We start from the raw sequence: 23,394 nt of genomic DNA, 5'->3' as shown, positions 1-23,394 counted from the left end.
AATCCCACGATATGCGAATACTGGGGAGGATTGTGGGAGTGCAACGCACGGAACAATCCGTAGGCATCATAGTTGGGTACTTTTGACACCCACATCATTTTTTATCTTTATTACATCACAAATCTTCGAACGACATTCACCCAGAGCTGCACCTGAATTCTCACATAATTCCACAGATGCCGCTTCTGAAACGGAACTTTTTTCTCTTTGTCTGACATGGCAATGCCGTTAAAAATACCGTTTGCATATTCTTTCCCAAAGCCTTTCCGGACAAAGAACAGCCACTTGACCACAAACCCGGGAATCAGAAGAGGCAGATTCAGTATGATCTGCAGAAACGGCATATTCTTATAGATCATATAAACATTGTTTCTCGAAGAATGGCGTACTTTAAACTCATTGTATCTTGATCCGCTCGTCCCGCTTCCGACATGCCATACGACTGCCCGCGGACAGTACCAGTTCTCATAGCCATAGATCTGGGCACGGTAGCCGACATCAATATCCTCAAGATAGGCAAAATGTGCCTCATCAAACCGTCCGATCTTCTCAAATACGCTTCTGCGGTACATGGAAGCTCCGCCACAGGCTGCAAACACTTTTCTCGGCTTGAGATAATCTTTCCACGGCCTGTCTTTTCCAAGTGCATATGCCCATCCAAGGGCACAGTAATAATCCCCGGCATCATCCAGTTTGTCCGGCTCGTGCATTTTGATCATTCTTGCCGAGCAGGAAAAGCAGTGCGGATGCTGCCGCATCATGATCAACAGCTCCTCAATGCAGTCTTCATGTAGCTTTGTGTCATTGTTCAGAAGAAATACATAAGAAGACTCTGCTGCCCGGATTCCCGCATTGACCGCATGGCAAAAACCATAATTCCGGTCAAGTGCCAGGATCTTTACCCACGGATAATGTTCTTTTACAAACGCAAGGCTTCCGTCCGTCGAACCATTATCCACAAGGACTGTCTCATAATTTTTACAGGTCTGCTCTCTTAATGTATCCAGACAGTCCTTTAAATATCCGATTCCATTATAATTCGGTATCACTACCGTAACTTCTGCCATATGCATTCCTTCCTAACGCTTTCTCAGTGTATAATTGCAGGTGTTGAGTGAGAAATTCTCGTTGTAATAAGGATCGCCCTTCGTAAGGATCTCACTCCAGTGTGCTTTCATATAGTTAATTTCACTTAAGAAACGTTTCTGTTTTTCCGGTGTGTCTTCGTAGCCGCGGCTCTTGGATTCATAGTGATACAGTTCGACATTCGGCTCATAAACTACAAGATAGCCTTCTCTTCTTACCTTCAGGCAGAAATCAATGTCATTGAATGCAACGGCAAGGTCTTCGTTGAATCCGCCTGCCCCCTCCCATGCTTTGCGGTCCACCATCATGCAGGCAGCCGTCACGGCACTTAAATCCTGCTGAAGGATTGCTTTTCTAAGATAACCGCTGCGTTCTCTTGCCATACCGACAAACATCGCCCCGGCAACGCCGCCGATACCGATGATCACGCCCGCATGCTGGATCGTATCATCCGGATAATACAGTTTCACTCCCACAATGCCGACCTCTTTTCGCTGACACTGTCCGATCATCCGCTCCAGCCAGTCCGGTGTGATCACCGTCACATCGTTATTCAGGCAGAGAATATAATCGCCTTTTGCAAATGTGAACCCGAAATTGTTCAGGGCAGAATAATTAAAGCCCGACTTCCAGTAAACGACCCGGATGCCGTCCCTGCCGTCAATCTCTTTGTAATAATCAAAAATCTCCTGCCCGGTGCTGTTATTCTCCACAATAATAATCTCATAATTACGATAGGTTGATTTCTCTTTGATGGAATCCAGACACTTTTTGAGTGTCTCTTTTTCATCCTTGTTCGGAATGATGATCGAGACGAGCGGTTCGCCCGTCACCTGATATTTCGCCCGGTAAAATCCAGGGAACAGCGTATCCGTCACTTCTGCCTCTTCCCCGCAGCGGCGGATGTGCTCTGTCACTGCCCGTTTTCCGGCATCGTAGGCATACTTTTTGCTGAGCGGATTGTCCGCTGTGGAAGCCTTGTGCACCCGCCAGTGGTACAGCACCTTCGGAATATGCTCGATCCCTTTTGCTTTTTCAACACAACGGAACAGAAACTCGTGATCCTGTGCTCCGTCAAATTCTTTTTTCTGGCCGCCCACTTCCTGCAGCAGTGTCTTTTTCACAACCAGCAGATGGCAGATATAATTGTTGGAACGCAGCAGATCAAGATTGAAATCCGGCTTGAAATTTGGCTGATAACGCTCGGAAAGATCACTTGTCACCTTGTCCTCATCTGTGTAAACAATCTCCGCCCCTGTTTTGCAGATCCGATCCGCCACTTCATAGAGGGCATTTTCAGAAAGCAGATCATCATGGTCAAACAGAGCAATATAATCGCCGTCCGCCAGTTCCATCGCTGCATTCGTGTTGTCTGCGATGCCCCGATTTTCCGCAAGGATCTTATATTTGATACGTTTATCCGAAAGATAACTGTCAACGATCCGTTTTGTCTCTGCGGTATCTCCACTTCCGTCTGCAATGCACAGCTGCCAGTGCGGATAGGTCTGTGCCGTCACCGATTCGATCATCTGCCGCAGGAAAACTTCCGGTGTTTTGTAAATCGGAACCACAACACTGATCAGCGGCGGATACTCCCAGATCCGTTCTCTCTGTGCTTTTCGCTCCTCATCCGTCAGAATATCATTCTTACACCACTCATTATAATCGACTTCTTCTTTTTCAAATCGCTCTGATAATCGCACTTTAAATTCCTGAAAACCATACTGCTTCAAATAAGAAAATCCCTTTTTGATCGTGTAGGGATTCAGGCTTTTTGCCAGTTTCGAAAAATCCATACGTTTCCTCTCTTACTTTTCTGCTCTTCCGGAAAACATTTCCATCCAGAGCATTTATCTTAACTTTTTCTCTGTTTCACCTGAAAAGACTCTTTGTACACTATAGTATAGAGGAAGCTTTTCTGTCAAGTGTCGGATTTTCTCCCGCATTTTTGATTGCAGGATTTCCGGCAGATGTGATATTATGAGTCAAGGGACAAATGGACACAAAACGGATGCTTGCATACGTATTTGTGTCTATGAGAACCGCTAAAACATGGGAAAGCAGCCATTTTTTGTAAAAAAATGAGCGAATTTCGAATGTTTGCGTGATTTTGGAAGTGCAGAGCACAAAAAAATCACGTATGACTCATAAAGATTTCCAGTTGTTGAGACGCTTATCATATAGAAAGGACAAAGTGAAAACGATGATTTCAGATAAAACAGATTCCAGTTCGGATAAAAACACAAAAAAAGCAAAGAACAAAGTCCTCGGACATTTGCTCTCGCTTTTTTTCGGCATACTGCTTGGCGGCCTGCTCTGCCTGCTTCTGGTTGTGGCCGCACGCCACATGGGTCTGATCTCTTTTGGAGAAGCAGATTCTTTTTACGATACCGCCGTTTCCTATTACAGTGAGCAGTTCGGCGATGCCGCTTCCGCCCAGAGTCAGGACCCGCCCTCTTTTGCACGTTTTTATACGCGTGCGGCAGATACCTCCATCTTAAACAGCGATGTCTCCCTCGATCTGGAGCGGATCCTTCAGGAGAATGTTCTGCTGGAAGGGGAAGGAGCGGAGGATGCCGATACTGCTGATTCCGACACTGCGGATTCGGAAAGTGCGACCGCTTCCCTTGCAAAAGAGATCACCGGAAAGAAGATACGTCCGGCATCAAAACTTCAGGAAAGCTGCACCCTGGACGGCATTTCCCGAGACTTTACGGATCTTACGGCAAATCCCTCCTCTCCGGCAGCTATCCAGCTTGATACCGCCACATTAAGACTTTACCAGCGAGTTTATCTTATTTTTGCTCTGACAGCTGATTCTGACGGCACGCTGACCGTCTCACAGAATTCGGACATGATATATCAGATCCCATTCACAGCCGGCGAGAAGAAAAATGTCCAGATCGCCATTTCCCTCTCGTCCGACTCGGTAAACTTTTCCTGTGAAAAGGAAAGCTGCCGGATCACAGACCTTGCACTGCTTGGCTCCGTCAAAACCATATCCGCCTACACCGGTGCTCAGATTGCTTTCGATGAGAATACCGAAAAGGACCAGATCTCCGGTACCGTGACGACAGAAAATGCCGGTTTTCTCTTTCTGCCGATCCCATACAGCAAGAATGTAAAAGCTTATGTGGACGGCATCAGAACCGATGTTTTACGTGCCGATGCCTGCTTTGTCTGCATCCCGGTCGGTTCAGGAGAACACACCTTTGCATTTTACCGGAAGTGAGCATTTTCTATAAAAAGCAGCCGGAAACCACTGGGCCTCCGACTGCTCATTTTCTGCTCTATTTTCGATGAAAGAATCGTTTCATCTGCTCTTTAAATGGTATTTTCGCATCCGAAATTTTCCTTGCCATTTTATAAGAAATCGTTCCTTTTGTTACTTCGATCGACGCTTTCAGTGCCGCATTCTCGTTTTTCAGTCGGTTCATCGCCGCGATGCTGCCGCTGCCGCCAATGGATGGATCGCCAAGAGCCAGTCCCTGGAAAATGAAATCCCGGTCGATCTTGTCTTCCGGCAGTTCTTTTTCCGTAAACTCCAGAAGTTCCCGGTAGAAGCTGCGGTACTCTTCGCACATCTGCTCCACCGTTTTCATCTCCATATCATCCACGATCTCTTTCTTTGCCTGATATTCTTCCGGATGATCGATGATATGATGCAACAGCTGCATCACCTCATCCGGGCTGGCATCCGGCTGCACCAGCCAACCGCCGCCTGTCTTTCTGATACGCTCCCCGACTGCTCCGATGTCGGTTGCAACGATCGGAATCCCATTAAGCCATGCTTCTGAGACGGTATAACTGAATGTCTCCGGCCAGATCGGCAGAATGCATATAATATCAATCTCATTATCTTCAAGAAGCTGCGGAAGTTCCTCTTTTTTGTAAGTGGAGCTGAAGAAACAGTTTTCCTGTGAAATTTCCAGAATATTCTTATCACCGATCGCACCTAATACAAACCAGTTGATCCCGCCTTTGTCCATCGGAATCAGCTCTCTTGCCATCAGACTTCCTTTCTGCGGAACCATTCCTCCAAGGAATGCCACATTGAGCCTTCCTCGTTTTCCGAAGCGATGGTGATATTCTCCTTTGGTACTTTGATTATCCGTGTAGAACACGCCGTCATGTTTGACATAGACACGGATCTTCACCGGTCCGTCGGCAAGTTTTCTGGTACTGATACGAAGATCCAGACCGCACATCAGTGCTTCTGTTGCACCAAATGCATCGACAATATCCGGTCTTGGTACTTTGTTTGCCAGAAAACAGTCCTTTTTACCTTTGCTGTCCGTAAATTCCACATAAATCTTCGTCTCTTCGTTTGGCACGCCTTCCAGATAAGCCCAGCCTTTGATGTCATTGAGCCCCTGATCGGCTCCTGGCACACGATCCAGCTTCACGTGCAGGTGCTCGCTCTTCTGATGCTTCTCCGGTGACGGCACATGGATGATATCACGCTCCAGTTTGTCTTCTCCGTGTTCGATGACCATGCATTTTTCTTTCAGAGAAGGGAAATATTCAAGCAGAATATCCCTCGCACTTTCGGATGGGAAGATCAGTTTCCGGCAAATGGAAAGTGCCTTTTTATTTTCCCTTCTCCAGATGCGAAGATAATCAACCTGGCTTGCAATGTCTTTTTTCTGACGCAGACATTCCCGGCAGCGTTTCTGCCTCTCTTCAAAGGAAAGCTTTACATCCTCTTTCTGACAGAACTGATTTTCGTTATCCAGAAGAATGATCGTCGGGCAGGCATAATAGAAATCATGAATGGTTGCGATCACCGGGATTCCGAAACGCTCTGCCGCAAAATAAAGCTCCAGAGAAAGATCCTGTGAATGCTGGATATGCACCATATCAATGTCAAATGCCAGCAGGATCTGTTCATAGATCTTTCGCATCTTTTCATCACGGAAAACCGGAAACTTCGGTGCTTCGCCAATTTCAAATTTCAGGGAGACCACATCTTTGTCCGTGTAGATCGTCAGTCTTAAATATTCTTCATCTCTTGCCGCCACGAAGACATTGTATTCATCCCTTAGTGCCATCGTCAGCTCTTTGACATGAATCTGTGTGCCGCCGATGTTGTTGAATGCCCCTTCCTGGAAATCCAGATGCAGCAGATAGAGAATGTTCTGCTTTCCGTTGTGCAGCTTTGTATACATATTGATATTGTCGCGGATCTCCTGATCCGGATTTTCCATACAGTACAGATGGTTCATCCGCATCTGGGCAGCGTAACGGTCATTTAAGATTGCCTCATGTTCTTCAAGAAGCTTTTTCTTTTCTTCGGTGTCAAACGAAGCGGTCCCTTTATGGTATACAAAGGTGTCATCGCACATTACATGATGATAACCTGCCTGCTCTGCACGGTTGCAGAAATCATTTTCCTCCCCGTAGCCTCTGCCGAACGTTTCAGCGTCAAAAACACCGATGTCATCGATCACACTGCGTTTGATATACATACAGAAACCAACCGCAACGGTGATCCTTGGATAACGTCTGAGGCTGCACGTTTCAATCAGTCCGGCGTACTCATCTACCGTGACATTCTCCGGTATCGGATTGTCCTGGCACATGACCGGAACCGAACATAAAGTAGCACTGTTTGAGAGCGGTGTCACCGTTCCGATGCTCTCCTCCCGGTATGCACAGGCGATGATCTTGTCCAGCCACCCAGCAGTAACGATCGTATCGGAATTTAAAAGAAGGACATCTCGATCCTCTGACTGTGCCATTCCCTTATTGACGTTCGCGGAAAACCCCATATTCTTTTCGTTGTGCAGCACCAGAATATGTTCCCCGGCAAAGCTATCCAAATAAGGTGCAATCCGTTCATCCGGACTGCAGTCGTTGATCAGGATCAGCCGGTGCTTCGTAAGATCTGTATGCTTTAACACACTCGGCATACAAAGCTGCAAATCATCGTAACCATTGTACACCGGTATAATAATATCTACTGCCTCTGTCCTTTTTTTCATTTATTTCCTCCAAAATGCAAGACCATTTTTTTTACCAAGCAGCCAGTTTGCACGCTCCAGTGCCTCTTCCATGGAGAGTACCGCAATCATGCCGCTGATCTTTACCTGATCCTTGTTTTCTTCCATTTTGACCAGATAAACCGGATCGGTCGTTAAAAACAGATCGCCATGCTCCACTTTTCCGGAAGCGTTGGCCGCTTTTAACTTCGCATTGGTTCCGGCATGGTCGATCCGGCAGATACATGGTTTTCCTTCCAGCGGATCAAAACGCAGTGCCTTCCAGTCCTTAAAATTTTTCAGATCAAAAGTCACGCGGAACGCTCCGTCCTGCAGAACCGTTTCCGCCTGGATTTTCTCCTCTTCCCGGAACCCGTTTCCGGTGTCCACAAAGAGCTGGCAGTTCAGCAGATCCTTCTCCTGGTGACGTTTGCGGAACTCTTCCAGAGAAATACCGATCTCCGGGATGCTGTAGTGCAATACGCGGTTCGCTCCGACGTAGTGTTCTGCAAAATAGGTGCCCCACTTGTGGAAAGTCTCGGACATCTCCTGCGTAATCTGATATTCTTCTAAAAGCTCCTGCATCCTACAGTCTTGTTCCAGCTGTGGATAGCTGCTGTACAGCTCATTGATGGCACGCCAGATGATAAATGCCACCGGAACCGGAAAATCAAAGATCCATTCGCAGTCGATGACACGGTATTTTCCGTCTTTTTCGAAAATATTGTCGAGGATCAGATCGATGTTCGCCGGGGCAATGCACGGCAGTTCCGGGCAGATCTGTGAAGTTCCAAAAACCTGGGCAAACTCCGTCCGCTCTCTTCCGGACATCTCCCGGCTTACGATATGACGGTTCCCAGTTGCTGCGGATTCTTTTTCACACAGCATACTGACCGTGGAAATCAAATTTTTCACTTTTTCCACGTTATGTTCATAAATGGCCTGCTTTGCCTGTTGTCCAAGGCTTTTTTCCTGAAGAAACGGTGTCACGACAGCATCGCCTTTTGCTTTTACGCCAAGGCTGCTCCAGCTTCCGTAATCTTTCTGTTTGTTCTGCATATTCTGCAGGTGACGTTTTGCCTCGTTTGTCATCGGCTGCTTGACAACCACTTTTTCTCCGTTTTGCTCTTCAATCGTGGTAGCAATGGAGAAATGACGATCGCGGTCGGTGCTCATCTTCGCATAAAGCACTTTTTTATCAGCACGGATCTGATTTCTGCTCATCTCGATCAGAAAAGAATTGGCAAAATAATCCATTCTGCCATCCTGCTGAATCGTCTCCGCTACCTGTCCCTCCCGGAACAGTGCCATGCGGTACTTGGTAAAGTTCCAGGTCGGAAGACCATATTTCTGCTCTTTTAAGGACTCGTCTGTAAAGACTTCCCGCGGAAACTTGTAATCCGGATACGGATAATAAAAACGGTGATAAGAAAAACCACAGGCTTCCATCAGACGTTCCCACTCTCCTTTGGAGAATGTCCGCACGGAATGATTATCCGGATACCCGGCAATGCCGTCAAAATAGCCGTTGGTATGATCTTCCGGTGCACCCGCAAAATACTTGAGTCCAAAGCGGTTCTCGATTGCAATCAACAGGATCCCCTCCGGCTTGAGCAGCCGTTTGATATTCTTAAGAAACGTCTCGCACGGCTGATCCCCCTCGGTAAAGCCCGGTGCATACTCAAACACGCCGTTGAGCACGATGTAATCAAACTGCTCACCGAACACCATATCATTTAAATTGCCGACCCAGATCTCCAGATTCGGCACACGTTCATGCCTTGCCATGTTGATGTCCGCTCTCTGCTTGGAAAGCTCCACCGACACGACCTTTTTCATCCGCTCACAGAGCAGGCCGCTGATCGCCCCGCAGCCGGAGCCAATCTCCAGACAGGTCGCATCCTCCTGAAACGGATACCAGTTCAGGATGTTCTCGCGGACTCTGGAAAGATGGTAAAGTACCGGAAACGGAACATTCTCCATACTCTCGTAACTGCCCTGTGTTTTGACGATCTTCAGTATTTCCTTTTCAATATCTCCGTCGGAGTAAAAATTCTCTCCGCTGTAATAATCCAGATTAAACTTTGCCATAATTCCCCCCGCTTCAGGATAGTGTTACTTTTGAATTCATATCGTAATAACCGACGGTATTGCGGTCTGAGATCACCGTCAGGCTGCATACATCATACAATCTGTGAAATACCACAAACTCTCCGTTGCGGTAACCGGTACATCCAAGAGAAATCAGATATTCTCCGCCCTGCAGATCCAGTTTCTGCGTGAAGGTGATCTCCTGACTCTCGCCCTCTTTTTTACCTTTGACATTTGCCTTTTCATACATGGTGTTCGTTCCGGTAATCTCAATTCCCTGCAGATTCTTGATCGTAAACGCATAGATCGGCTCTTTGATCTCCTCGTGGAAATCCACCTTCATGCGAACAGAAAAGGTGCTGCCCTTCATCAGGGTATTGGTGATCAGCCCTTTGTCATCGAGGATCGCATAGTCTGTGATCTCCGCAATCTTCTCTCCATACTCGATCAGCTTCGGATTGACCACGACCGAATCCTTCCAGTTTGCACTGACATCCTCGACATCGTTCATCCGGCTGTCTGTCTCCAGTTCAGACGGATCAAACTGATGCACCAGAACCTTCTTATAAATATCAACCGCTTCTTTCGGTGTTCCCTCAAAGATCTTCTCGCCCTGGTTGAGCAGGATCGCACGGTCACAGTATTTTGTGATGCTTCCAAGGTCGTGGCTGACAAACAGGATCGTCTTGCCTTCTTTTTTGAAATCCTCAAATTTGCGGTAACATTTTGCCTGGAAAAAAACGTCTCCGACCGACAGTGCCTCATCCACGATCAGGATCTCCGGATCGATATTGATGGCAACGGCAAATGCCAGCCGCACAAACATACCGCTTGAGTACGATTTGACCGGCTGATTAACAAAATCACCGATGTCCGCAAACTCCAGAATATTGTCCAGTCGCTCATCGATCTCTTCTTTTGTAAATCCAAGCATCGTTCCGTTCAGATAGACATTCTCGATCCCGGTATATTCCATGTTGAATCCGGCTCCAAGCTCCAGAAGTGCCGAGATACGTCCATCCACGTTCACTTCGCCTCCGGTCGGATTCAGAACACCGGTGATGATCTTCAGAATCGTCGATTTACCGGAACCGTTCGTCCCGATGATACCGACCGTCTCGCCTTTTCTGATCTCAAAATTAACATGTTTCAACGCATAATGCTCCCTCGCATCCACATGAAATCCAAGCGTCTCCTTCAGACGGTCAGACGGTTTGTTATATAATTTATATACTTTACTCAGGTCTTTTACCTGAATTGCCATTTCACTCATAGATTTCGATTCCTCATAAATTTACAGAACATCCGCAAAATGTATCTTTAACTTCCGGAACAGTCTCGTGCCGATCAGCCAGAACACCAGAGTAAATGCCCAGAAATACAGAGTCATGCCCGGACGCTGCCAGAACCATATCTTGTAAATAAAGGCATCACGATATCCCTGGACAATATAAAACATCGGATTTAATTTCAAGATGGACGCAAGGATGCCGGTAATGCCGAGATCCTCCATCGACCACATGATCGGAGTCATCCAGACTCCCACCTGAAGTGCAATGTTGATCACCTGTGTCAGGTCACGAAAAAAGACGACGACCGAACTGGTCATATAAGTGATCCCGAGCACGAGCACAAAGATACAAAACGTATAATAGATCACCTGGATCGTATAAACAGTCGGATAACATCCCATCGCCGTGTACAGGATCAGAGCAACCAGAATAAAAAACAGGTGTACAAAAACAGCGGATACAACTTTGACCATCGGCAGGATATCAATCCGAAATACCACCTTTTTGACCAGATAATTGTATTCCAGCAGTGCATTCGTTCCGTTGATCAGTCCGTCCTGAAAAAAGAACCAGGGAATCAGTCCGGCGATCAGCCACAGCACGAACGGTACCGGTCTTGGTGATGAACTCCTTATCATACCAAAAACAAACCAGTAGACCATGACCGTCACAACCGGCTGTACAAACGCCCAGACGATCCCCAGGTAGGAACCGGCGTATTTCTTTTTAAAATCATTTTTCGCAAGCTGAAAAATCAGTGTTCTACCCGCAAAAAGCTCTGCGGGCAGTGACCGGGTTTCTTTCATAGATTCCTTTTCCTCCTAAAGTCCCTCTGCAATTTCCAGTAAATACCGGCCATATGCAGTCTTCAGCAGAGGCTGTGCCAGCTCAACGAGCTGTTCTTTTGTGATAAATCCTCTCTTATATGCAATTTCTTCGATGCAGGAAATATAAAGTCCCTGTCTCTTCTGGAAGGCAGCTACGAAATCTGCCGCATCGAGCAGTGCATCGTGTGTGCCGGTATCCAGCCATGCAAAACCTCTGCCAAGTGTCTCCACCTTCAGGGTTCCTCTTCTTAAATATTCATTGTTGATACTGGTGATCTCGATCTCACCGCGTGCGGAAGGTTTGACATTCTTTGCGATCTCTACCACATCATTATCATAGAAATACAGTCCCGGAACAGCGTAGTTGGACTTCGGATGCTCCGGTTTCTCCTCGATGGAGAGTGCCTTTCCGTTCTCATCAAACTCTACGACACCATATTCTCTCGGGTCACGCACATAATATCCGAAAATAGTCGCTCCCTTTTCAATCTTGGCTGCACGCATCAGAACCTGTGAAAAGCTCTGTCCGTAGAAAATATTATCACCGAGCACCAGTGCCACACTGTCATCTCCGATGAAATCGGCTCCGATAATAAACGCATCTGCCAGTCCCCGAGGTTTGTCCTGAACAGCATAAGACATCTGAAGCCCCAGCTGCTCACCGGTGCCAAACAATTCTTTAAATACCGGAAGATCACGCTCTGTAGAAATGATCAGGATCTCACGGATCCCTGCCAGCATCAGTGTGGACAACGGATAGTAAATCATCGGCTTATCATAAACCGGCATGATCTGTTTTGAAATCGCTTTGGTCAGCGGGTACAGTCTGGTACCGGAACCGCCTGCTAAAATAATCCCCTTCATATATCGATCCTTTCTTATTTGCGGTACATCTCTTCGTAATATTTCTGATAGTCACCGCTTGTCACATTTGCCATCCAGTCTTCGTGTTCAAAATACCATTTGATCGTTTTCTTGATGCCTTCTGCAAACATCGTCTCCGGATACCAGCCAATCTCAGCTTTGATCTTGTCCGGTGCGATCGCATATCTGCGGTCATGGCCCTTGCGGTCTTCCACATAAGTGATCAGCTCTTCATTGATATGTGCTTTTCTCGGGTCTTCGTCCGGAAGCATCTCGTTTAACGTATCGAGAATGATATGGATGATCTCGATGTTCTGTTTTTCGTTGTGTCCGCCGATGTTGTATGTCTCAAACAGACGGCCCTGTTCCTGAACCATATCAATGCCCTTTGCATGGTCTTCCACATACAGCCAGTCACGCACATTTTTGCCGTCGCCATAGACCGGAAGCTTTCTGCCGTTTAATGCATTGTTGATGATCAGTGGGATCAGCTTCTCCGGGAACTGATACGGTCCGTAGTTGTTGCTGCAGTTTGTGATATTTGCCGGGAATTTGTAAGTATCCATATAGGCTTTTACCAGCATATCCGAAGATGCCTTGCTTGCAGAATACGGGCTGTGAGGATCATAAGGTGTCGTCTCGTAGAAATATTCCCCCTCGTTCTCCAGAGAACCGTAAACTTCATCCGTGGATACATGTAAAAATTTCTTGTCTGCCTTGAATGTGCCGTCCTCAAGCTCCCAGGCTGCCTTTGCCGCATTGAGCATGACCAGAGTACCAAGCACGTTTGTCTTTACAAAAACTTCCGGGTTGCGGATGCTTCGGTCTACATGGCTCTCTGCTGCGAAATGAACCACACGGTCAATGTCATTTTCATCGAAGATCTTGTTGATCGCCTCGCTGTCGCAGATATCTGCTCTTACAAATGTATAATTGTCACGGTTCTCCACATCTCTTAAATTTTCCAGATTGCCTGCGTAAGTCAGCTTGTCAACGTTGATAATACGGATGTCATCCCCGTATTTTTTAAACATATAGTGAATATAATTAGAACCAATAAAACCGGCACCTCCGGTTACAAGATAAGTTCTCATGTTCTTTTTTACCTCCATCAGTCAGTTCGTTTCTCTTATTTTCCATACGGATTCTTTATATTATACCATCTGGGGCAACAATATTCAACCGGAAAACTCCTTTTGGCAAAGCTTCCAATAAAGCCTTGCTTTTTCCTTTGCTTTTCAGACATTCTATGATATAATATAGCCACTGTTATCGTAAAAAAGACTTGAGAGGAGCATTATTTATGAAAGAAACAACACTTGTTATCCTGGCAGCAGGCATCGGAAGCCGTTTTGGCGGCGGCATCAAACAGCTGGCACCGGTCGGACCTTCCGGTGAGATCATCATGGACTATTCTATCTATGATGCCTTAAAGGCAGGATTCAATAAAATCGTATTTATCATCCGCAAGGATATCGAAGAGGACTTCAGACGCATCATCGGGGATCGCATCTCTGAAATCGCAGACGTATCTTATGCCTTTCAGGATCTGTCCGCTCTGCCGGACGGTTTTTCCGTTCCGGACGGCCGCACCAAACCATGGGGCACCGGCCAGGCTCTTCTGTGCTGCAAGGGCGTGATCGACACACCGTTTGCTGTCATCAATGCAGACGATTACTATGGAAAAGAAGGTTTTAAAAAAGTGCATGATTTCCTGGTAGAGGAGCACAGCCAGGATGACCTGCTGCATTTTTGCATGGCAGGCTTTATCCTCGGAAATACCTTAAGTGAGAACGGCGGCGTCACACGCGGCATCTGTCAGGTAGATGACAGAGAACTTTTAACTTCCATCGTTGAGACCCACGATATCACCAAAACAGCAGACGGTGCCGGTGTTCCGGATGGAAACGGCGGTTTTGCACCGCTTGATACAAACAGTCATGTTTCCATGAATATGTGGGGATTTACACCGGAAATCCTCGATTATCTGGATCAGGATTTCGCATCGTTCCTTTCTGCCCAGAAAGAAGGCGATCTCAAATGCGAATATCTGATCCCGACCGTTGTCGATGACATGCTGAAAAAACAACTTGCTGATGTGCAGGTACTGGAGACACGTGACCGCTGGTTCGGTGTCACTTACGCCGAGGACAAGGCTTATGTCACAGACTCCATCCAGGCACTCGTAAAAGGAGGGATCTACCCTGAAAAACTGTTCCAGTAAACGGGCTTCTCTTTTCCTGCATGGATTTCTGCTGACCCTTGGCATCACATTTGCCCCGGTCAGCGCCCACGCCGGGGAAGCTCTCCTACACCCACAACTTCCGGCTGTTCCGGTTTATGAATTTCTCTCCGATACTTCAGCGGAAGGTGATCTGCAGACAGATACTCTGGAAAACAACGCAAAAAGAGCGACGGTACTGCCCTCCAGATACAATGCGGCAGAGCACGATCTGGTGACACCGGTCAAAGATCAGAATCCCTACGGAACCTGCTGGGCATTCTCCGCCCTTTCCGCCTGCGAGACGAGCATGATCAGAAAAGGACTGCAAGATACCAGCTTTGATCTGTCCGAATTCCATTTCGCCTACTTTTTCTTTCACACTCAGGAAGACGCTCTTGGTGGTACCGCCGGTGATTGTACCCTTCTTGCAGACCCGGATTACATGGATGTCGGCGGTGCAGATGCCTGTACGATGTTTGCACTCTCCAAATGGACCGGAGCTGCTGCGGAATCCCTTGCCCCTTATCCATATGAACAGCTTTATATCCCATCTTCAAGCCTGGCTTACCAGGATGTCGGCCACCTTCAGAATGTCCGCTATGTAAACGGTTCTGACACTGCCAGTATCAAACGTCTGATCCTGCAGTACGGTTCGGTATCCGTCCCGCTCTGTGTAAACCTGAAAAAATATTATTCAAAGTCTACCGGTGCTTATTACTGCAACAACAACACCGGAACAAACCATCAGCTCACGATCGTCGGCTGGGATGATGATTATTCGACGGCAAATTTCACAAGTGGCATACGTCCGAGCAAAAAAGGTGCCTGGATTGCAAAAAACAGCTACGGCGAAGATTTCGGCAATGATGGCTATATTTATATTTCCTATCAGGACAACAGCCTGAACCACCAGAAGAAATCAACCGCTGATTCGGATTCTCTGGTATTCGCCTATGATATGGAAAACAGCGATAATTATTCCCATAATTATCAATATGACGGTTCCGCTTCCTGTACATACATGCCAATCCCATCCGGAAGTTCCCTTTCCAATGTTTTTACTGTAAGTGGAAATCCGAACGGACAGGAAAAATTGAAAGCCGTTTCCTTTGCCCTGGCATCTGAAAATATCCAGTATGCGATCCAGATCTACAAAAATCCAACAGCCGGTGACCCAACAAGCGGCATCGCAGTCCTCGACCGTGCACAGAGCGGCGTGACCACTTACTGCGGTTATTATACGATTCCTTTAAATACAGAGATCGTCTTCAATCAGGGTGACCGATTTTCCGTTGTGATCTCCTTTGCATCGCCGACCAACCAGACACTGTATGCCTTTATCGACAAAAGCAGCTCTCTGGAATCCCTGCATTTCGTTTCCAGAGCTGAGATTGGCCAGAGCTACTACCGCACAAAAGCCAATGGCTGGATGGATATCAGTTATCAGCAGATCAATAACCGCATCAAAGCATTTACGGAAAATACAACGGAAGCTGCCACCGAGATTCTGGCAAATGTCTCTGCTCTTCCAAAATCCTCGATCCGCAAGATAAAAAGCAGTCGCTGCTCTTCTTTACGGCTTTCCTGGAATGCGGTACAGTATGCAGACGGCTATCAGATTTTCCGCAGCACTTCCAGAAAGAAAGGCTACACACTGATCGCTGACACGAAAAAGACTTCTTATTCCGACAATACTGTCGTTCCCGGCAGGAAATACTACTACCGGATACGTGCCTATGTCAGAAGCCGCTACAACGATATTGTATACAGTCCTTATTCCCAGGTGAAAAATCAGACACTGAAGCCGGAAAAAGCACAGATACGCTCCCTGAAAAAAAAGAGCAGCAAAACCTACCTTCTGAGCTGGAGAAAAGTCCCCGGTGCGGATGGCTATGAAGTTTTCCGGCAGATTTCCGGCAAAAAATGGAAACTGTTCAAACGTATCAAACGAACCGGCACCCTGAAACTGAAACTTTCTCTCGCTTCAAAAAAAGACTGCTTCTACCGGGTACGTGCCTATAAAAAAACAGCTAAGGAAAACATTTACGGTCCTTTCTCAAAAAAAGTAAAAATTTCTGCAAAATAAAGCCGAAAACAAAAGCCTCCGCCCATCCTATGATGAGCGGAGGCTTTTTCTATCTTATCCTTTTCACACACTCCTACAGAATGGATTTCCCAGGTCCATCCTGCATCTCTGTAATTATCTCTAATTACAATACTTATTAAAACACTTGCTTTAAATGATACTCGTCATCTACCAGCAGCATATCGGCCTCTTTTCCGACACTGATAGAACCGACTCTGTCATAGACACCTATGCTCTTTGCCGGATTTCTTGTTGCTGCAAAAATCGCATCTGCTTCCGGAATATCGAAAGACATTGCAATCTTCATGCAGTCGTACAGGCAGGTTGCGGATCCTGCGATGGTTCCGTCTGCCAGTGTTGCTTTACGGTCTTTCATAAATACTTTCTGACCGCCCAGTTCATATTCTCCATTTTCCATACCGCATGCCATCATGGAATCACTGATCAGAACGATACGTTCCGGTCCGAACATACGGAATGCTGCACGGATTGCACTGCCATGAATGTGCAGACCATCACTGATCAGCTCGGCATATACATGATTGTTGTCTGCAGCTGCTCCGATAACACCCGGTGCTCTGTGATTTAATGGCGGCATTGCATTGTACAGATGTGTTACATGATCTGCACCGGCCTCAAATGCTGCCTTTGCAGTATCATAATCTGCGGTTGTATGTCCAACAGAAATATGCACTTCATCTTTGAGTTCCTTAATAAATTCTACGGAACCTTCCATCTCCGGTGCCAGAGTCACCAGTTTGATCAGTCCGCCGCTTGCCTGCTGGCATGCACGGAACGTCTCTGCGGACGGTGCCTGAATATAAGCACCATTCTGTGCTCCCTTTTTCTCCGGTGCGATAAATGGTCCTTCCATATTGATACCAATGACACGTGCTCCGTCTGCGATGCCGTCTGCTTCTTTTGCGGTCGCAAAAATATCAACCAGCATCTCTTTGGAAAGTGTCATGGATGTCGGGCAGTAAGAAGTGATACCATGTGCTTTTTCAAAACGTAAAATCTCTTTTACGCCTTCTACGTCGCAGTCACAAAAATCATGACCGCATGCACCATGGCTGTGTACATCCACAAGACCAGGAATCAGTTTGTATCCGTTTGCGTCTACCACTGTCTTATCGCTTACTTCTGCTTCCGTTGCCACGATCTTATGATCTTCTACAAAAACATCTTTTACCTGAAATGTTCCGTCTTCACAAAAAACGGATGCACCTTTAATGATCATTTAGATCACTCCCTTCTCTCTGCACAGGGACAGTGCTTCTTCATCTGCAATTACGATCACATCGTTGTGAAGCTGCAGTACAGAAGCCGGTACGCCAGGTACGATCGGCCCGAAGAAAGATTCATAAACTGCCTTTGCTTTGTTCTTTCCGCTTGCCAGCAGCAGAACTTTCTTGGCTGACATGATGTTCTTGATACCCATGGTGTATGCATATTTCGGCACATCATCCATAGTTTCAAAAAATCTTGCGTTTGCTTTGATGGTATCTTCTTTCAGTGCTACACAGTGTGTCAGGCTCTCGAAAGCTGAACCCGGCTCGTTAAATCCGATGTGTCCGTTTCCGCCGATACCAAGCAGCTGCAGGTCGATGCCGCCAACGCTGTCGATGATCGCATTATATTTTGCACATGCAACTTTGCTGTCCGGTTCTGTTCCATCCGGTACAAAGGTACGTGCCTTGTCGATATTTACATGATCAAACAGATTTTTGTTCATGAAATAACGGTAGCTCTGATCATTGTCTCCGGAAAGTCCTTTGTATTCGTCCAGGTTTACAGAAGTTACCTGTGAAAAATCGATGTCACCTTTGTTGTACCATTCAACCAGCTGTTCGTATGCACCTACCGGTGTAGAACCTGTTGCCAGACCTAAAACAGCGTTCGGTTTCATGATAACCTGGGCAGAAATAATATTTGCTGCCTTTCTGCTCATGTCCTTATAATCTTTTGCCTGATATAAAACCATATCCCTCTTCCTTTCTGATTTCAGGTTTATTCCACTTCCGCTTTTGCAAAAAAGACCGGAAGATGGAAGTTTGGCTTCTCACTGTCAATTGGTGAAAAGCTGATATAATGTTCAACAGCCGGATCTTCTGAAATTTTATAAAAATTACAGTATATCTCCTTGCCGCTGCCATCCGGTAAATAATCGCAGACTTCCTTCAGAAACTTCTCCGGAATGAGCAGGCTCATTGTCCAGTGATCCTTTTCAATCACGGAATTTACGCCTGTTTCCTTATAAATTTCATCAGAAAGGAACACTCTTCCTTGTCTGCCAAAGCCATATTTTGCATACATGGCTCCGTTTGCATTCACTTCAAAGTTCAGATACATATCATTGTTGGTAAGTTCCTTTCCTTTTTCTGCGAATGCCAGAAACACTTCCACTGCACTGTCTTTGCAGACCATTTCGTGATGCTCTGTGCATCTTGCAAGCGGATCATGCTCCTCTGTGCAAATCTGCACATAGAGTCCTTCCCCCTTCAGATACCCCATATAACCACAGGCTTTCGGAGGTGTGATCGCATGATGCCACTGCACATGGTCGATCTCAAAACGATTGCAGTTCACAATCTCTTCTTTCGAAGAAATCGTCTTAATCTTATATTCCAATGTATGTCCTCCTTCTAACGGCACGAGTACCAAAAGGGGGACACCCACTACGGCGTCCCCCTTGCAGGTCAGATTTCAGACCATTATATCAAGCTATTATTTGCACAGTTTCTTGAACTCGTCAGCTACGAACTGAACCTGAGTTCCGATGATAACCTGTACACTTGTTTTGCCTGGGCGAATCACACCAGCTGCTCCAGCTGCTTTGATTGCTTTTTCGTTTACTTTTGTAGTATCTTTCACTTCCAGACGAAGTCTTGTGATGCAGTTGTCGATAGAAGTAATGTTTTCTTTACCGCCGCATCCAGCCAGAACTGCTTTTGCAACTTCTGTGTAGTTGTTGTTAGACAGTTTGATGCTCTTTTCAGATTCGTCGATATCATCATCTTCACGTCCCGGTGTTTTCAGGTCGAATTTTGTGATTGCGAAACGGAATACTACGTAGAATACTACAAATGCTGCAATACCCAGAGGGATGATCAGCCATGTCTTAGCTGCTGCCGGAAGGGAAGCAGAGAAGATCAGGTCAGTTAAACCAGCGGAGAAACTGAATCCGGCTCTGAATCCAAGTACAACTGTGATTACTGTGAAGATAGCGTACAGCAGAGCGTATACTACATACAGTCCAGGAGCCAGGAACATGAAACCAAATTCAAACGGCTCAGTTACACCACAAACAAATGCTGCGATTGCTGCGGAAGAAAGAAGACCGATTGCAACTTTTTTCTTGTTTGATTTTGCTGTATGAACCATAGCCAGAGCAGCACCCGGGATACCAAACATCATACATGGGAAGAATCCTGACATGTACATACCAAGGCTCCATGAAACATCTGCAGATGTTTCACCAGCCCAGAAGTGAGACAGGTCACCAAGACCGATGGTATCAAACCAGAATACGTTGTTCAGTGCGTGATGCAGACCGAACGGGATCAGCAGACGGTTGAAGAATGCGTAGATACCAGCACCTACAGCTCCCATCTTTGCGATGCCTTCTCCCAGTGCAACCAGAACGCCAAACAGTACCGGCCATACGAACAGCAGAACTACGGATACAATGATAGAAACAACACCTGCTACGATAGCTACGCAACGTTTGCCGCTGAAGAATGACAGCCAATCCGGCAGCTTTGTTCCTTTGAATTTATTGTAGCAGGAAGAACCGATTACACCGGCGATGATACCGATGAACGGGTTCGCAATTTTGCTGAATGCAATGTAAGCGGTTGTACCTTCTTCAAGAGTTTTGATAACAGATACAGCACCTACAGACAGCAGAGTTGTCAGCATCAGCCAAGAAGCCAGAGCTGCAAGTCCACCTGTACCGTCGTTGTCTTCGGACATACCAACACCGATACCAATTGCAAACAGGATAGCCATGTTATCGATCAGAGCTCCACCTGCTTTAACTAAATAGAAACCAATCTGCTGTACAATACCTACTACGTCACCACCCTGCATGGTAGATGGGCAAAGAGCATATCCAAGACCCATCAGGATACCACAGATAGGAAGGCAAGCAACAGGTAACATCAAAGCTTTACCTAATTTCTGTAAGAATTTCATCATAATTACTTTTTTCCTCCTTCTCTTACTTAATGAGAATCCTCCTCCAGCTCTTTTTCCGGCTGGATTCTGCGGATATGTACGGCCAGGTAAGCCGTCTCCTCATCTGTAATTTCGTGATCATAGCGCATTTTTATATAATGCGCAATCTTCTCGCTGCACGCATATTCAACCGGGTACATTCCGGCGATCACTTTTCCGAAACCGTTATCATCATCCCCGAGCATCTGCCCCGTAAAAATGCGCTGTCCAAGAAATTTCAGATGAGTGATGAATCTGGCGTAATGAAGGCTTTCTTCCTGCAGTTCAATATTCAGATATTCACTGACGATATTGACCACGTCGCGAATGAGACAGGTGATGTTCATCGTATTGCGTACACCGGTGTCATATTCCGCATTTACGATATGAAGTGCGACGGATGCGGCCTCATCCTCATTCAACTCCACATCAAGCTTCTCCCTGACCTTGCGGATTGCATACTTTCCAACGCCAAACTCGATCGGATAAAAGGTCTTCACCTCAACCTTGAGCGGGTTGTCAAACTGCATTCCTTTCTTATACCGTTCAATTGCGAAACTGATATGATCTGTCAGAGTCAGATAAATACTCTGGTGTAACTTCAGCCCGATATTGTTCTTGGCATAAGTGATAATCTGGTCGGATAACTTGAGATATTCCACCGGAAGCCTCTCCACCAGCCTGGCGAACTGCCCGGCTGACTTCTTATCCTCCAGTCGGAACGTCTTCTCAATCTGCTCCTCATTCACAATCTGTCCCGGCTTTGCATGGAAACCGATACCTTTTCCCATGATGACGACTTCCTCGGCGTCTTTGTCCAAAGCACTTACTACATTGTTATTAATAACTTTGATGATTTTCATAGTAATAACGTGTCTCCCAAACAAAAAGACCCAAAGAATCCAGAATCCTTCTCCTCTGAAACTTTGGGTCTTGCCTGCATCACCAGTAACAATCCTGTCATAACTACCAAATTCTTTAATTGCATCTCTACTATAGCAGTAAATTTGAACAATGTCAATGCTTTTTTAATCTTTTGTTTATGGATTGTTTATAATTTTTATTTTTCTAAAAATGTTTTCTGTAATGCAGTGATTCCTCTAGTTTCCAATACATTTCCTGACTGCTTTTCCTTTTCCCGTTCCTATGATCACATGATGCCTGCGAATTGCTCCGTTGCAAAGTAACTCCCGCAATCTATGCTCCGCTTCGTTCTGCACGAAACGAGTGCCTGTAAACATTCGGAATCCGCATATTTACTGCATAAACAGCTACTTCCTCATGGATTCAAGAATCTCTCTTGCCACGTAAACTCCGCTTGCGGATGCATGGGAAAGGGAATGTGTCACCCCACTGCCGTCTCCGATGATATAGAGACCTTTGTGGATACTTTCAAGATGCTCATCAAGCTGTACTTCCATATTATAAAATTTCACTTCCACACCATAGAGCAGCGTGTCATCGTTTGCCGTTCCCGGTGCGATCTTATCCAGTGCATAAATCATCTCAATGATGCCATCCAGGATACGCTTCGGCAGCACCAGACTTAAATCTCCCGGTGTTGCGGAAAGTGTCGGTCTTACAATGCCCTCTTCCACTCTCTTGACGGTACTTCTTCTTCCGCGTACCAGATCACCGAACCGCTGGACCATAACACCGCCGCCGAGCATATTGGAAAGTCTGGCAATGCTCTCGCCATATCCGTTGCTGTCCTTGAACGGCTCGGAAAAATGCTTGGATACAAGCAGTGCGAAGTTGGTATTTTCGGTCTGTTTGGTCGGATCTTCGTAGCTGTGTCCGTTTACGGTCACGATGCCGTTTGTATTTTCACTTACCACGATGCCATATGGATTCATGCAGAACGTACGCACATTGTCCTCGAACTGTTTTGTACGGTAAACAATCTTGCTCTCGTAAAGCTCATCGGTCAGATGGGAAAAGATCACAGCCGGAAGCTCCACACGGACACCTAAGTCCACACGGTTGGAACTGGTCGGGATGCCCATCTCTTCACAGACCTTTTCCATCCATTTGCTTCCGCTTCGTCCGACAGAAACCACACATTTTCCGCATGCATAATTTTCCTCTTCACAGATGACCTGATAGCCATCTTCCCTCTTTTCGATATGCTGCACCGGCGTGTCAAAATAAAAATCTGCCCGATCTTTGAGCCATGCATACATATTCTGCAGCACAACGTAGTTGACATCCGTCCCCAGGTGTCTTACAGATGCATTTAAAAGCTGCAGCCGGTTCTGCAGACAGAGTTTTTTAAACTTCGTTCCGGCTGTAGAATAAAGCTTCGTACCTTCTCCGCCGTACTCCATATTGATCTCATCGACATACTGCATCAGCTCCAGAGCTTTCTCTTTGCCGATGTATTCATAAAGTGTGCCGCCAAAATCATTGGTAATATTATATTTACCATCGGAAAATGCTCCCGCACCGCCGAATCCGCTCATGATCGAACAGCTCTTGCAGTGAATGCAGCTTTTGATCTTTTTGCCGTCGATCGGACATTTTCTTTTTTCCAGTGCATGTCCTTCCTCAAAAATGGCGATCTTCAGATTTTCGTTATTTTTCAGAAGCTCGTATGCGGAAAAAATGCCTCCCGGACCTGCTCCGATAATAATTACGTCATATTTTTTCATACTGTTTCCTCCAGATTGTACTTTTAAAATATGGTGTTGAGGTCAAAACCTATCAACTTATGAGCAAGCTCATG

General features: G+C 46.3%; 17 protein-coding genes. 3 read left to right on the top strand and 14 right to left on the bottom strand.

Annotation, left to right across the window (positions count from 1 at the left end; genetic code table 11):
* Nucleotides 1-110: 110 nt before the first annotated feature.
* Together LKD42_RS04925 and LKD42_RS04920 are read right to left on the bottom strand one after the other, a co-directional pair.
* Complete coding sequence (locus LKD42_RS04925; protein WP_022119976.1) at nucleotides 111-1,067, bottom strand: glycosyltransferase family 2 protein; 957 nt, start codon at nucleotides 1,065-1,067, stop codon at nucleotides 111-113.
* 12 nt (nucleotides 1,068-1,079) lie between these two features.
* Nucleotides 1,080-2,882 carry a glycosyltransferase family 2 protein gene (locus LKD42_RS04920; protein ID WP_248834984.1) on the bottom strand — a complete coding sequence of 601 codons (1,803 nt, stop codon included), beginning with the start codon at nucleotides 2,880-2,882 and terminating at the stop codon, nucleotides 1,080-1,082.
* 407 nt (nucleotides 2,883-3,289) lie between these two features.
* Between LKD42_RS04920 and LKD42_RS04915 the strand changes: the two genes are divergently transcribed.
* Nucleotides 3,290-4,318, top strand: a complete 1,029-nt coding sequence (locus LKD42_RS04915) for a YfhO family protein (protein WP_248834983.1) — start codon at nucleotides 3,290-3,292, stop codon at nucleotides 4,316-4,318.
* Between the two features lie 58 nt (nucleotides 4,319-4,376).
* Here LKD42_RS04915 and LKD42_RS04910 read toward each other — a convergent pair whose 3' ends face one another.
* The 6 genes from LKD42_RS04910 to rfbB are packed head-to-tail and all read right to left on the bottom strand — an operon-like array spanning nucleotide 4,377 to nucleotide 13,235.
* A complete protein-coding gene (locus LKD42_RS04910) occupies nucleotides 4,377-7,070 on the bottom strand; it encodes a glycosyltransferase (protein ID WP_248834982.1) in 2,694 nt (897 codons plus the stop codon).
* On the bottom strand, nucleotides 7,071-9,158 hold the full coding sequence (locus LKD42_RS04905) for a class I SAM-dependent methyltransferase (RefSeq protein ID WP_215658912.1): 2,088 nt from the start codon (nucleotides 9,156-9,158) through the stop codon (nucleotides 7,071-7,073).
* Nucleotides 9,159-9,171: 13 nt separating this feature from the next.
* Nucleotides 9,172-10,431, bottom strand: coding sequence for an ABC transporter ATP-binding protein (locus LKD42_RS04900; RefSeq protein ID WP_248834981.1), 1,260 nt, complete (start codon nucleotides 10,429-10,431; stop codon nucleotides 9,172-9,174).
* A gap of 21 nt (nucleotides 10,432-10,452) precedes the next feature.
* Nucleotides 10,453-11,256, bottom strand: a complete 804-nt coding sequence (locus tag LKD42_RS04895; protein WP_022119982.1) for an ABC transporter permease — start codon at nucleotides 11,254-11,256, stop codon at nucleotides 10,453-10,455.
* A 15-nt stretch (nucleotides 11,257-11,271) separates the two neighbouring features.
* A complete protein-coding gene (gene rfbA / locus LKD42_RS04890; RefSeq protein WP_022119983.1) occupies nucleotides 11,272-12,141 on the bottom strand; it encodes a glucose-1-phosphate thymidylyltransferase RfbA in 870 nt (289 codons plus the stop codon).
* 14 nt (nucleotides 12,142-12,155) lie between these two features.
* A complete protein-coding gene (gene rfbB, locus LKD42_RS04885; protein ID WP_022119984.1) occupies nucleotides 12,156-13,235 on the bottom strand; it encodes a dTDP-glucose 4,6-dehydratase in 1,080 nt (359 codons plus the stop codon).
* 209 nt (nucleotides 13,236-13,444) lie between these two features.
* On the opposite strand from rfbB, the gene LKD42_RS04880 reads away from it, so the two are divergent.
* Nucleotides 13,445-14,365, top strand: coding sequence for a nucleotidyltransferase family protein (locus LKD42_RS04880; protein WP_248834980.1), 921 nt, complete (start codon nucleotides 13,445-13,447; stop codon nucleotides 14,363-14,365).
* Nucleotides 14,346-16,451: a lectin like domain-containing protein gene (locus tag LKD42_RS04875; RefSeq protein WP_331464813.1), complete on the top strand. Its 2,106-nt coding sequence runs from the start codon at nucleotides 14,346-14,348 to the stop codon at nucleotides 16,449-16,451. The genes LKD42_RS04880 and LKD42_RS04875 overlap by 20 nt, the downstream gene beginning before the upstream one ends.
* A gap of 136 nt (nucleotides 16,452-16,587) precedes the next feature.
* On the opposite strand, the gene nagA is transcribed toward LKD42_RS04875, so the two are convergent.
* From nagA to LKD42_RS04845, 6 genes are all read right to left on the bottom strand, one after another.
* Nucleotides 16,588-17,691 carry an N-acetylglucosamine-6-phosphate deacetylase gene (nagA, locus tag LKD42_RS04870; protein WP_147632016.1) on the bottom strand — a complete coding sequence of 368 codons (1,104 nt, stop codon included), beginning with the start codon at nucleotides 17,689-17,691 and terminating at the stop codon, nucleotides 16,588-16,590.
* Nucleotides 17,692-18,435 carry a glucosamine-6-phosphate deaminase gene (gene nagB / locus LKD42_RS04865; RefSeq protein WP_022119988.1) on the bottom strand — a complete coding sequence of 248 codons (744 nt, stop codon included), beginning with the start codon at nucleotides 18,433-18,435 and terminating at the stop codon, nucleotides 17,692-17,694.
* Between the two features lie 26 nt (nucleotides 18,436-18,461).
* Nucleotides 18,462-19,082 carry a carbohydrate-binding family 9-like protein gene (locus tag LKD42_RS04860; protein ID WP_248834978.1) on the bottom strand — a complete coding sequence of 207 codons (621 nt, stop codon included), beginning with the start codon at nucleotides 19,080-19,082 and terminating at the stop codon, nucleotides 18,462-18,464.
* A gap of 96 nt (nucleotides 19,083-19,178) precedes the next feature.
* Nucleotides 19,179-20,648: a PTS transporter subunit EIIC gene (locus LKD42_RS04855; protein WP_178089235.1), complete on the bottom strand. Its 1,470-nt coding sequence runs from the start codon at nucleotides 20,646-20,648 to the stop codon at nucleotides 19,179-19,181.
* 29 nt (nucleotides 20,649-20,677) lie between these two features.
* Entirely contained in the window at nucleotides 20,678-21,532 is an 855-nt protein-coding gene (gene licT / locus LKD42_RS04850) for a BglG family transcription antiterminator LicT (RefSeq protein WP_022119991.1), read from the bottom strand.
* A 408-nt stretch (nucleotides 21,533-21,940) separates the two neighbouring features.
* A complete protein-coding gene (locus LKD42_RS04845) occupies nucleotides 21,941-23,320 on the bottom strand; it encodes an NAD(P)/FAD-dependent oxidoreductase (RefSeq protein ID WP_248834977.1) in 1,380 nt (459 codons plus the stop codon).
* Nucleotides 23,321-23,394: the final 74 nt, after the last annotated feature.

The sequence above is a fragment of the Hominisplanchenecus faecis genome (assembly GCF_020687205.1).
Taxonomy (GTDB): Bacteria; Bacillota; Clostridia; order Lachnospirales; family Lachnospiraceae; genus Hominisplanchenecus; species Hominisplanchenecus faecis.
This window is presented reverse-complemented; position numbering and strand designations above follow the sequence as displayed.